Source organism: Micromonospora sp. NPDC004704, assembly GCF_053601675.1.
This window is the reverse complement of record NZ_JBSGCD010000018.1, coordinates 127,755-139,939: the sequence shown is the minus strand read 5'-3', so window position 1 is coordinate 139,939 and position 12,185 is coordinate 127,755. Positions and strand designations below refer to the sequence as shown.

The following is a 12,185-nucleotide window of genomic DNA, read 5'->3' as shown; positions in this document are numbered from 1 at the left end:
GCGCCGATGGTACTGCACTCGGGAGGGTGTGGGAGAGTAGGACGCCGCCGGACTTCTTTTGAGTTAGGGCCACCCTTCGGGGTGGCCCTAACTTGTTTTCCGGGCCTGATTGCATTCCGGGCCTGATTGATGAGCGCCGGGCATGGGCGCCCTATGGGTTTCGGCAAAGGTGCGGTCATCGGCGGTATCGCCCTGTCTGGCACTCTGGCTGGCATGGGAGTCGATCCGCCTATTCAGTCCCTGGAGGATGTGGGCACGCGTCCCTGCGACTTCTGCGGCCATTCGGTCGCTGCTGACTCGCTCGATGAGTACGACTGCCGGGCGTGCGGGGACCCGTTCGAGGCCAGTGCCAGAGGGGTGACTCAGGCTGAGTGGACGGACCGGGGTTCGTAGAAGGTGCCAGCGTCGAGCATCGCGAACATTACGAAGAGCCTCCCGACGTGCGGGCAAGCCGGTGGTCATGTCCCTGATCATCGGTGGTCTCCCCACCTCCCAACAGACGGATGACGTGATCGGCCCCGTGCGGGCCGATCACGTCATCCGTACCGGGTGCTCGTGCTCGTGGCGGGTTCCGGCCCGCCGTACGCCGGGGTGGTGTCAGCGGTTGATGCCGGCCTCGATGGCCTCGATGATGCGTGGCCGCAGCTCGGCAGCACCGATGATGGCGTCCACCGAGCCAACCTCGACCGCGCGCTGGATGCTGTGTACGCGGTCGAACTCCGCGGCGACCTCGCCGAGCTTCTCCGCCCGGACGGCGGACTGCACCTCGGCGAGCTGGGCGTTCAGCGCCGCCCGTTCGGCACCGGTGGCCGCCAGGACCTGCGCCTGCAGCTCGGTCACCCGCCGGTCGGTCGCGGTGCGGTTGTTCACCTCACCGGAGAACACCACCGCTGCCGCCGGGGCACCACCGAGCACCGAGGCGAACGAGCCCTCCAGCGCCAGTACGGTCATGTTCGGGTTGAGTGCCTTGGAGAACACCACAAACGCTCCGCCGTGGTAGCGGGAGATCACGCAGAACACGATCGGGCCGTCGAAGTTGACGATCGCCCGGCCGATCTCGGCGCCGTACTCCAGTTGGAGCTTGCGCATCGACTCCGGTGAGCCGTCGAAACCGGACAGGTTCGCCAGGACGACCAGCGGCCGGTTGCCGGACGCCGAGTTGATCGCCCGCGCCGTCTTCTTCGACGACCCGGGGAACAGCGTGCCCGCGGTGTAGGTGTCCGGTCCGTCGGTGGGCGGGAAACCGCGCCGCGGCACCGGCCGCGACTCGATCCCGATCAGGCAGACCGGCCGACCGCCGATGTGCACGTCCTGCACCGCGGAGGTGTCGGCGTCGGCCATCCCGGCCCAGCGTTCCAGCACCGGGTGGTCCTGGTCGGAGAGCGCACGCATCACCGTACGGATGTCGAAGGGCTTCTTGCGGTCCGGGTTGTGTCCGGTGGAGAAGATCTGTCCGACGGTGGTGAAGTCGCTGCCAGCCACCGTGTGCGGGAACTCGGACACGTCACGGTCGACCGGGTCGGTCGTGTTCGCCTTCCGTGGCGTTGCCTCCCCGGGTACGACGTACGTGTGGTCGTAGTGGGCCATCAGTACGTCACGAGCGGCCGGCAGGTTCGGCGCCCAGTACTGCGCCTGCCCGTTCGGGCCCATGACGCGGTCGTAGCCGCCGATGCCGAAGTTGTCCTCGGCCGACACACCGCCGGAGAAGTCCAGCGACTGCTTGCCGGTGAGCACCATCGCCGAGTCCGGCGTCATCACGAGGATGCCCTTGGTGTGCATGAGCATCGTCGCCTCGGCGTTCCAGTACGGCTGGGCGCCGACCGTGATCCCGGCGACCACGATGTTGATCTCGCCGCCGTCCTGGGTGAACGTGACGATCCGCTTGAGTGCGGCGGCGACCCAGTCCATGTTCTCGGTGCCGGAGGACATGGAGATCCGCGCCCCCGCCGACAGTGCGAACCACTCCACCGGGACCTGCATCCGCTCGGCGAGGTCGAGCGCGGCGATCACCCGCGAGCACTCCGGTTCCGACAGCGCGCCCAGGGCCTTGGTCGGGTCGCCGAGCAGGACAACCCGCGTGACGCCCTCGGGGTGCCGCTCGGTCGGGGTGGTGACGACACCGGCCACGATCGCCGCGGAGTTCTTCCCCTTCGGCCGGTCGACCGGCACGAGCGCGCCGTTCCCGTCGAGGTCGTGTTCGACGAAGGCACCGTCGGATCCGGCGAGCAGGCCGGTCAGCTCGTAAGGGTAGGTGTTACCCCGCCGGGCCGCGCGCAGGACCTTCTGCCGGTAGTCGTCCAGCGGCTGCACCGGCTCCGTCGACGGCTCGCCGACGTGCAGCCGTGCGCCGTGGCCGGGGTCGAGGGTGATCCGTACGGCGACCTCGGTCAGCTCGCCGACGGCGGTGCGCTGCCGGGCGATGAACTGGACCTCCTCCAGACCGGCGCCCATCGAGGTCGGCAGGATGCGCTGGACCAGCGTGTTCAGCTCCTCGGCGGTCAGCTCGGTCGCCGGCCAGACGTACATCATCATCCGGTTGGTGTCGAACCGCTTGTTCTGCGGTCGCTGCGCCTGGATGTTGCGGATCGCGTCCAGACCCGCGGTGATCGCGTCCTCCACCGCGGGCAGCGCGACCAACCTGCCGTCGGCCTCGCGCAGCGGGGTCAGGTCGCGAACCTGGCCCATCACGACCAGCCGCTCGTCGGCCGGGTTGCTGCGCGCCACGGCCTTGAACAGGTAGATCTCCTCGTCCGCCGAAGGCAGCCGGGTGAGGTCGAACTCACGCAGCCGCTGCAGTTGCAGACGCTGCGCGATCTGCGGGTGCAGGCCACGGATCAGCCGGTCCTCGGCGAAGCCCGTACCGTCGGGCCGGAAGGTGAAGTGGTGGTGCATCACCGCGCCGCTGGTGCCGGCGACGGTGGTGGTGATCCGGTGCACGCCCGCGGGCTGCGGGTGCTCGGCGAGGAGCTGTTCGAGCCGCACCGCCATCGCGTCGGCGTCCGGCTGGTCCTCCCAGGTGACGTAGAGGTCCGCTTCCAGCCCCTGGGTGCCGGTGCCGGCCGCGAAGGTCCCCACGGCGCCGATGGCGTCGGGCAGGGCGGCGATGTCGATGGCGGTGGTGACCACGCGTACGACGCCGCCCGAGTCGGTGTGCTCGGCGGTGACGAACCGGCAGCCCGCGATCTCCCGTACGGCGATCCCGGACAGCCCACGGTTGCCGTAGTAACGGCGGGTCAGCACCTCCAGCAGCGGGGCGTGGTCCCGCCCGGGTCGGCCGATCCGCTGGCCGATCAGCCGGACCAGCGGTTCCGCGCTGGCCACCATCGCCTGGATCCGCTCGGGACGGTCCGGTGCGTCCGGGTTGCGGTCCAGGTACCGCAGCTCGTCGCGTACGGCGGCGTAGACCTTGGCGCGGTTGCGACGCAACAGCGGCTGCGCGAACCAGCGGAACACGACCCCGCGGGCCAGGTCCGACACCGCGGGGAAACGTACCTGGGTGGCCGCGACCAGGTGCTCCAGGGTGAGCCCGGCGCGCTCGCTGAGCGACTCGATCGGCGGTGCACCGGCCAGCCACTGCTTCAACAGCTCCGACACGACCGCGACGTGGGTCGACATCCGCTGTTGCGCCAGGAAGATCCGGAAGACGGCGGCCTCCAGTTCCGGCGTACGGTCCAGGTCGGCGACGCCGTAGTGCCCCAGCACCTGCTTCAGCTTGGTCTGGAAGTCCTCGGTGACACCGGCGCGCTCGACGTCCAGGCTCTGCAGGTAGCTGTGGAAGTACTCGCGCGGGCTGTGCACCGGGCTGCCCGGCTCGACCTCGAGCTCACCGCCCGGCTTGTTGCGGCTCAGCTCCGACAGGTCGGCGAACACCGTCAGCAGGTCCAGCTCACCCGACAGTGGCCGGCCACCGAGCTCGGTCCGTGCGGCCTGGTACCCGGACAGCACCCGCTTGCGGTCCTGCGGGTCGACGTCGAAGCCCAGCAGCAGGCTGCGCAGGTCCTGCAGGCCGCGCTCGACCCGCTCGGTCGCCGAGACGTCCGCCGGCTCGGCGGGCAGGTCGATCTCGACGGTGTCACCCGCGCCCGAGGCTTCCTCTTCGGCACCCTCGTCGGCGAGGGGCTCCAGGCGCATCAGCGGTGTGCCGGTCTCGACCTGGCTGCCCACCGTGACCGGGCACTCGCGTACCCGGGCGCGGAACGGCGCGCGCAGCACCGTCTCCATCTTCATGCTCTCCAGCACCAGGATCGGCGCGCCCAGGTCGACCTCGTCACCGACCGACAGCGGGGTCGCCACGACCAGCGCGGGTGCGGGCGACCGGACGACACCGCCCTCGTCGCGGCTGATCCGGTGGGTGACACCGTCGACCTCGACCAGGTGGATCGGACCGTGGGTGGCCGACACCAGCCGGAAGCGGTGTCCGTTGACCACGATCCGCCCGCTGTGCTCGTCGAACCGCTCGACCTCGACATCCGCGGGATGCAGGTCGCCGCCGCCGGAGATGCCGACGCGGAAGCGCTTCTGGCCGACGCGGGCGACGCTCACCCGGTAGCCGACGCCGCGGAGCTTGAGGTCCAGCGGACGCCCGATCTCGTGCTGCACCTGCGGACGCCCGCCGTGCGCGGTGGACAGCAGCCGCTGGCGGCTGACCTCCTCCTCGTCCTGGTATGCCTCGATGGCGGCCGCGGCCAGGGCGATCGCGGAGTTCCGGTGGCTGACCAGGCGGCCCTCGGCGCGTACCCGGTCGATCCAGCCGGTGTCGGCGCTCGCGTCGATCACCTCGGGCTGGTCGAGCAGGTCGAGCACGAAGCTCTTGTTGGTCACGCCACCGTCGATGATGACGGTGGTTTCGGCCATCGCCCGGCGGAGCCGGGCCAACGCCTGGTCGCGGTCGCGGCCGTACGCGATGATCTTCGCGATCATCGAGTCGAAGTCGGCCGGGATGTTGTCGCCCTCGCTGACCCCGGTGTCCACCCGGATACCGGGACCGGCCGGCAGCACCAGCCGTGCGATGCGGCCGGGTGACGGGGCGAAGTCGCGATCCGGGTCCTCGGCGTTGAGCCGGGCCTCGACGGCGTGGCCGGCCTCGCTCGGCCGGGAGCCCTCCAGCCTTCCGCCGTCGGCCACGTGCAACTGCAGCCGGACCAGGTCGGTGCCGGTGGTGATCTCGGTGATCGGGTGCTCGACCTGCAGCCGCGTGTTGACCTCGAGGAAGGCGAAGAGCCTCTCGCCGGGGTGGTAGAGGAACTCGACGGTGCAGGCACCCTGGTAGCCGACCGCGACGGCGAGCCGTTCGGCCGACGCCTTCAGTTCCGCGGTCTGCTCCGGAGCGAGGACCGGGGAGGCGGACTCCTCGATGATCTTCTGGTTGCGCCGCTGTACCGAGCAGTCGCGTACACCCAGGGCCCATGCGGTGCCCTGCCCGTCCGCGATCACCTGGACCTCGACGTGCCGGGCGCCGGTGACCAGGCGCTCCAGGAAGACCACGCCGGAGCCGAAGGCGCGCTGCGCCTCCTGCCGGGTGCGTTCGTAGGCGTCGGCGAGGTCCTCACCCGAGGCCACCATGCGGATCCCGCGCCCGCCGCCGCCCGCGGTCGCCTTGAGCATCAGCGGATAGCCGACCTCGTCACCGGCGCGCAACGCGTCCTTGAGGGTCGCGACCTCGCCGCGGCTCCACGGGGCGACCGGGACGCCGACCTCCTCGGCCATCAGCTTCGCACCGATCTTGTCGCCGAGCTTGCGCATCGCATCCGCGCTCGGTCCGACGAAGGTGACACCGATCTTCTCGCACAGTTCGGCGAATGCCGGATCCTCGGCGACGAATCCCCAGCCGACCCAGGCGGCGTCGGCACCGGTCTCCACCAGCGCCCGCTCCAGGACCGCGTGGTCCAGGTACGGGCGGGCCGAGGCGGGGCCGAGCAGGTAGGCGATGTCCGCTTCCCGGACGAAGGTCGCGTTGCGGTCGGCGTCGGTGTAGAGGGCGACCGTCTCAATTCGCGTCCCGGTTTCCGCCGAAAGATCCCGGACGGCGTGGATGAGCCGCATAGCGGCCTCACCACGGTTGACGATGGCGATACGACTGAACACCGGCTGAGCCTCCCAAATACCCACGCGCAGAAGGCGACGTCCATGTTTCCGGAGCGTCGCCTGCACCTGCCTATACCCTGCTGGATTACTGCCGCGTACACAAATGCTCGGACGTGCTCAGTCCTGAGTCGTCGGGTCGAGGGGCCGCGACGGTCGCTGTTCGGGCGGCGTCGGAGCCCGCGGTACCGGGCGGGGTTCGGCGTACCGGACGGACGCGCCCGCCGGGCCCGGCGAACGGGTGGACACCGTGGTACGCCTTGCCGTGCACCGGTCCGGCCCCTGCGCCGGACGGGCGGCAGGGCCACCGCCGGCCGGGGACCGGGAACGACGGGGGACCGTTGTCAGGTCGTCTCGTGGTCCTCGGGCCTGGCGGAACGAAGTTGTGCACAGGCTTGTTTTGTGGCTTGTTCGAGACGTTCGGTGGCGTCGTCGGACAGCCCGCGTTCCGTCGCGGTCCAGGAGACCCACGCCTCGGCGACGTCGGGGAGGATCCGTGCCACGTCCGGGTCGTCGACGTACCCGGGGGTGAGGGCCGGCAGGCTGCCGAGCACGGCCAGCACCCGGCGCGGGCCGAGGTGAAGTGGGTGACCGGCCGCATGGTCGGTGAACTGCGTGACGAGCAGGTCGACGGCGCGGCTTGTCACGTCGGTCGCGGGCAGCCCGGTCGCGGCGCCGGAGGTCAGAAATGTCCGCTTCAGCAGCTCGATCTCCACGCTGCTGGGAAAGGGCTCCGGTGGCGCGACGACGTCACTCAACGCGCGGGCCCGGGCCAGGGTCAGCGCCCGCATCTTCCGGTACGCCGCCGGCACCGGCCGGGGCTTGTACTCCCGATCTTCGCTCAACTCGTCCGAGGTGACGATCGCGTCTTCGAGCAGCCGCCGGCCGTACGCGGGGTCGAGCGGCTCGCTGACAAGGCCCTCGTCGCCTTCGTCGGCGTACCGGAGGACCTCCAGCAATGAATCCAGGTGCTCGCTGAGCGTCAGTTCCCGGAACAATCCGTCGCCGACGACACGGTCGATCATGGCCAGGATGGCATGTTCGTCTCCTCCGTCATAGGAGAACGCAAAGAGCACAATCGCGGTCTCGTCGAACTGGTCGTGTGCCCACCAGCAGCGATCCACCCGCACCCGGCCGATCGTGGACGTCCAGGGCGGCTCCGGTATTCCGGATTCGGCGAGGCGGTCGCCGTTCATCCGGGCAAGTTCGCGTTGGGTGTCGATCGTGCTCATCGCCTGGAAGCCCCGCAACGCGGCCAGTGCCGTCGGCGTCTTCCGCCGGCCCAACTCGTGGATGACCCTGGCATCTTCCTGGACCGAGACGGCCAGGGAGAGTGCGAATCCCTCCGCGCTCTCATGGGCGAGCAGTTGTGTCATCGACTGCTCTACCGACCAGGGCGAGCTGTCCACCTTGAGGGAGAAGCTGAATTCCAGGAAGTCCGCACTCGAAGAGGCGCGGGCGGAGGCTCGCTCGGCGTCGTCCATTGCCTGATTGTCGCAGCCGATCCCTCGTCGGGCGATTGCCCGGGAACGCGTGTCCGACGAATGTGTCGCGTGCGGGCCCCGAGGGACTACTCGTCGACCAGGCCGGAGCGCCAGGCCCAGGAGGCGACCTCGACCCGGTTGCGCACACCGAGCTTGGCCTGTGCGGCGGCGAGGTGCGTCTTGACCGTGGACACCGCGACGAACAGGTCCGCCGCGATCTCCTGGTTGGTCCGACCGCGCGCGACAGCCCGTACGACATCGGTCTCCCGATCGGTCAACGCCTGCACCGGTACGGTCGTGCGGGCCAGCGGGGTCTGCCGGAAGTGACGCAGCAGGCGTACCGCGACCTGCGGGGCCACCAGCGCGTCGCCGCGTACGGCGGCGCGGACGGCCTCGACCAGCAGCGCGGGACCGCAGTCCTTGAGCAGGAACCCGCTCGCCCCGTACTGGAGCGCGGTGTCGACGTACTCGTCGACGTCGAAGGTGGTGATGACAACAACCGCGATCGGATCGGGCACGTCGCAACCGGCGAGCAGACGGGTGACCTCCAGCCCGTCCAGCCCCGGCATCCGTACGTCCAGCAGGCACACGTCCGGACGCAACCGGCGGGCCACCTCCACCGCGGTGAGACCGTCGGCGACATCGGCCACCACCGTGATGTCCGGCTGGGCCTCCAGGATCATCCGGAATCCGACCCGGATCAGCTCCTGGTCGTCGGCGATCAGTATCCGCATGCCCTACCGCTCCGGATCTCGTAGCGGCACGTCGGCGACCACCTGCCAGCCCCCGTCGGGTGCTTCGCCGGCCGAGAAGCGTCCACCGAGCAACTGGACCCGCTCACGCATACCGACCAGCCCGTACCCACCGCCGTACGTGTTCGGCTCCCCGGCGGGCCGGCCATCGTCGCGGACCAGCACCTGCGCGATCCCACCCCGGGTTCGTACCCCGACGGCGATCTCCCGCGCGCCGGAGGCGTGCCGCCGCGCATTGGTCACCGACTCCTGCACCAAGCGCAGGACCGAGGTCGCGACCTCCGCCGGTACGGGCTCGACAAGCTCCACCGCCAACCGCACCGGAGTGCCGCCGACCGGGGTCGTCGTGACGGCACGCAGGTCGGCAGTCAGATCCGCCGTCTGGGTCAGCGGTGCGCCGCCACCCCCACCACCGTTCGTATCACTGTCGCGCAGCGCGGCGACCATCCGGCGCATCGCGGACAACGCGTCGGTTCCGGCCCCCTCGATCGCCGGGAGCACCCGGGCCGCCGCACCGGGATCGGTCCCGGCCACCGCCCGGGCGGCCTGCGCCTGCACCACCATCCCACCGATGTGGTGCGCCACCACGTCGTGCAGTTCCCGGGCCAGACTCACCCGCTCGCGCTGCTGCGCCGCCACCACCGCAGCCCTCATGGCACGGGACTGCTCGTTGTCACGTCGGCGCAGGGACCACCCGGCCGCGACCGCCAGGCCCAGCAGGACCGAGGCCTGCAGCAGCAGGGCCGACCCGGGGCCGCCCGGCGCGTCCGGGTCCCCGGGCCGCAGCACCTGCGCCCCGACGGACCCGGCCATCAGCGCCACCAGCAGTACGGCCAGCGGCCACTGCCGAGGGATCCCATTGCGCCAACCGCGCTTCAGGTCCTCACCGGCACCGTCTTCGCCACCCGCCGGACGCCCGCCACCGATCGATGGGAACTTCGGCCGGTCGATCGGCGAGCACGCGGTTGCCGCCACCGGGCACCGGATCCCACCGGGTGCCCGCGTACCGTGGCCCTCCGCCGGGATCAGGACGCCACCTCCGGGGCTGTGCCGGGCACGTCCCCGACCCGATCGGGTCTGCGTGACACAGACCCCCACGACGCCCGGAAGTCCGGCCAGGCGTCGACGAGGTAGCGGCCGAACGGCAACCACCAGATCAGATCGTTGGTGACGATGATGACGACCGTGCTGACCGGCCAGACACCGGTGACGATGAGCCACGCCAGGCCCAGGGGTCCGAGAATCTTGCCGGTCAGCCCGACGGCGGCGGCCGGCCAACCGTTCTCGGGCCGCCGGGCCACCTCCAGGTAGAGCACGCCGTACAGGCCGAGGACCATGCCGAGGCAGGCGAAGATCTGCGGCGAGTTCGACAGTGGTAGACCCGTGATCCGGAAGAACCACTGCGGATCGAGGACCGCGTAACAGCCCCAGGCGATGTTGTACGCCCCGGCCGCCACGAAGGTGGCGCGGTGCAGCCGCCGGCGCCTCACCCGACCCGCTCCACCCGGACACCGAACGACTGCCCGGACCCGCGAACGGCAGCGGGGTACCCGCAACCGGGTCGAGGACGGATTTTCCCTGCTTGCATCGAGTCTCCTTCCGGAGGTCAGTAGGCGATCCCGATGACACGACGGATCGTCTCGGGACGGTCGAGCACGTCGAGCATGTGGTGGCGGTTCGGGCTCCGTACCGTGACGGCGTGACCGTCAGGTGGTGGTGGTCAGCACGTCGTACAGGTCCGGCCGGCAGTCGAGGGCGGCGTCCCGCATGGCGGCCACCCGGGCCACCTGTACGTCCGCGGGCAGCGTCGCGAGGGTGGCCAACGCCCGGTCGGCCAGCTCACGGACCGGCGTCCACAGATCCTCCGGTGCGGCGGTCGCACCCCGCAGCCAGAGTCCGGCGGCGGCACGGGCGGCGTCGATCCGGTTCCACGCGTCGGTGTCGGCGTCGGCCGCGCCGCACTTCCAGGTGCCGGCACCGTCGAGGATGTCCTCCTCGATCGAGCCCGCCCCGGTGCTGATCGTCCCGTCGCCGAGCACCGTCAGGCTCAGGTGGACGGTGTCGCGACGCTGTTCGACGTCGGAGCCGTACCGGCCGGTCTCCTGGACGACGGAGGTCGGTGGTTGGGGCAGCCGGCCGAGGGTGGCCAGCGCCCGGCGAGCCGGGTCGACGAGCTGCGGGAGGACCGGTTGGTACAGCCGGGTGACGCAGACCCGTGGTTCCCCGTCCGCGCAGACCAGTTCGGCGGCGAGCGGGTCGCGCGGGGCCGCCCGGTCCGCCGCCGGCAGCACGGACAGGGCCACGGCCAGGCCGAGGGCGGCCGGCAGTACGGCGAGCAGCTTCGTCCGGCGCGTACCGGCGACCAGCAGTGCCCAGCCGGTGGCGGCGAGGGCGACGAACCACGCCGCCTGCCCGGCGACGCCGCGCAACGCCACGGTGGAGTAGTCGTCGGTCGACCCGAGATAGCCGGGGACCAGCAGCAGCGCCCGGGAACCGGCGTCCTCCCAGAGCACCTGCGGAACGATGATCGCGACCACCGCGCCGACCGCCAGCAGCGGCGCGGTCAGCCGCGAGGGCATCAGCCGGCCGAGTCCGAGCCCGAGCAGCGCTGCCGCCGTGACGCCGAGCGCACCGACCAGGATCGGCCAGTACCAGCCCGGCGGCTGGTACGACGCGGCCAGCATCGCGCGGACGAGCCAGTAGAGCAGGCTCAGCACGTACCCGCCGGCCAGGCACCCCGCGAGGACCGCCGCCAGGGGAGCGGTCCGACCGGCGCCGGGACGCGGGGTCGACGTCAGCAGTTCCGTGACCCCCGCCGCCCGGTCCCGCCGACCCTGCCAGGCACCGGCCGCCAGGACCAGCGGCCAGATCGACCACAGGATGTTGTGGTGCAGGAGCACCGTCGCCATCCAGAGCCCGTCCCAGCGCTCCCCGTCGGACGTCATCGCCCAGGCGAAGGCGGCGGCGAGCACGCCGATCCAGAGCGCGGAGGAGCGGCGCAGCTCGATGACGACGATTCGACGGGTCACGGTCGGCCTCCCTGTTCGCGGTGGCGCCGCATCAGCGCCGAATAGCCGCGTTCGATCTCACTGTCACCATTGGCTTGCGGGTCCGTGACGGCCGCGGCCACCAGGTCCGCGGGCACGCCCTGGAAGACGAGCCGGCCGTCGTTGAGGAGCACCACGTCGGTGCACGCCGCGGCGACGTCCTCCACCAGGTGGGTGGCCACCACCACGCAGCTGTCGCGGCCGAGGTCGCGCAGCAGCGCCCGGACACTCATCCGCTGTTCCGGATCGAGACCCACGGTGGGCTCGTCCAGGAGCAGGACGGTCGGATCGCTCACGATCGCCTGGGCGATGCCGACCCGGCGCAGTATTCCGCCGGACAGGGTCCGCATCCTGCTGTTGGCCCGCGAGGTGAGGTCGACCCGGTCGATCGCCCGTTGCACCGCCTCCGGTACGTCGCGCGGCGACATCTCCTTCAGCCAGGCGACGTACTCGACGAACTCCCGGACGGTGAACCGCCGGTAGTAGCCGAAGTCCTGCGGCAGGTACCCGAGTGCGCGCCGTACCGACCGCAGGTCCCCGCCGCCGTGAACGGGCCGGCCGACGATCTCCAGGTGCCCGGACTCCGGCCGGAGCACGGTGGCGAGCGCCCGGATCAGTGTCGTCTTACCGGCTCCGTTGGGGCCGAGCAGCCCGTGTACGCCGGTGCCCAGCGCGAGATCGAGCCCGTCGACGGCGACGTGCCGCCCGGCCCGCAGCCGCAGCCCCTGCGCCCGCACCGGCCAGGCGTACGTCGTCGGCGCCGTCTCGTCGGCGGTCACCACGCGTACCATCTGATCTCCTTGTCGCGTTCTCTCACACCG

At 71.0% G+C, this 12,185-nt stretch carries 7 protein-coding genes; all 7 read right to left on the bottom strand.

What is annotated here, in order from left to right; all coding sequences use genetic code 11:
• Positions 1 to 597 precede the first annotated feature (597 nt).
• Positions 598 to 6,084 (bottom strand): ATP-binding protein, encoded by a 5,487-nt coding sequence (locus ACWEFB_RS23680; RefSeq protein ID WP_452288694.1) that lies wholly within the window; start codon positions 6,082 to 6,084, stop codon positions 598 to 600.
• A 341-nt stretch (positions 6,085 to 6,425) separates the two neighbouring features.
• Complete coding sequence (locus ACWEFB_RS23675) at positions 6,426 to 7,565, bottom strand: hypothetical protein (RefSeq protein WP_452288692.1); 1,140 nt, start codon at positions 7,563 to 7,565, stop codon at positions 6,426 to 6,428.
• A gap of 86 nt (positions 7,566 to 7,651) precedes the next feature.
• Complete coding sequence (locus tag ACWEFB_RS23670; protein WP_452288690.1) at positions 7,652 to 8,299, bottom strand: response regulator; 648 nt, start codon at positions 8,297 to 8,299, stop codon at positions 7,652 to 7,654.
• A 3-nt stretch (positions 8,300 to 8,302) separates the two neighbouring features.
• Positions 8,303 to 9,292: a sensor histidine kinase gene (locus tag ACWEFB_RS23665; protein WP_452288688.1), complete on the bottom strand. Its 990-nt coding sequence runs from the start codon at positions 9,290 to 9,292 to the stop codon at positions 8,303 to 8,305.
• 50 nt (positions 9,293 to 9,342) lie between these two features.
• Positions 9,343 to 9,807 (bottom strand): hypothetical protein, encoded by a 465-nt coding sequence (locus ACWEFB_RS23660; protein WP_452288686.1) that lies wholly within the window; start codon positions 9,805 to 9,807, stop codon positions 9,343 to 9,345.
• A gap of 216 nt (positions 9,808 to 10,023) precedes the next feature.
• On the bottom strand, positions 10,024 to 11,346 hold the full coding sequence (locus ACWEFB_RS23655; RefSeq protein ID WP_452288684.1) for a hypothetical protein: 1,323 nt from the start codon (positions 11,344 to 11,346) through the stop codon (positions 10,024 to 10,026).
• Positions 11,343 to 12,155 (bottom strand): ATP-binding cassette domain-containing protein, encoded by an 813-nt coding sequence (locus tag ACWEFB_RS23650; protein WP_452288682.1) that lies wholly within the window; start codon positions 12,153 to 12,155, stop codon positions 11,343 to 11,345. The genes ACWEFB_RS23655 and ACWEFB_RS23650 overlap by 4 nt, the downstream gene beginning before the upstream one ends.
• Between the last annotated feature and the right edge of the window lie 30 nt (positions 12,156 to 12,185).